At 43.2% G+C, this 271-nt stretch carries 1 protein-coding gene; it reads left to right on the top strand.

Annotated elements, in window-relative coordinates; translation table 11 throughout:
• Nucleotides 1–271: hypothetical protein (locus ACWA1B_RS22710; RefSeq protein WP_456910883.1), on the top strand; the 271-nt coding region annotated here is incomplete at both ends.

The raw sequence follows: 271 nt of genomic DNA, 5'->3' as shown, positions 1-271 counted from the left end.
CGCATGGATACGATATGTACGGAGATGAAGACGGAGATGGAATTCTAAATTTTCAAGATGTTAACAGAGGGCCGGGCCCAGGTGATGGTTCTTTAACAGATTACACAGATTCAAATGGCGACGGAATTGCCGATGTTTTCGATACTGATGGCGACGGAATTATCGACGCTTATGATTTAGATAGCGATAACGACGGATGTCCAGATTCTAATGAATTTTATGAAGATTCTAATGCAGATGGAGGAGACGGAGGTCAATTTGGAGTAGGTCC

It is taken from the genome of Flavobacterium xizangense (genome assembly GCF_054075145.1).
Note: the sequence above shows the minus strand (reverse complement) of the source record. Positions and strands in the feature narration are given on the sequence as shown.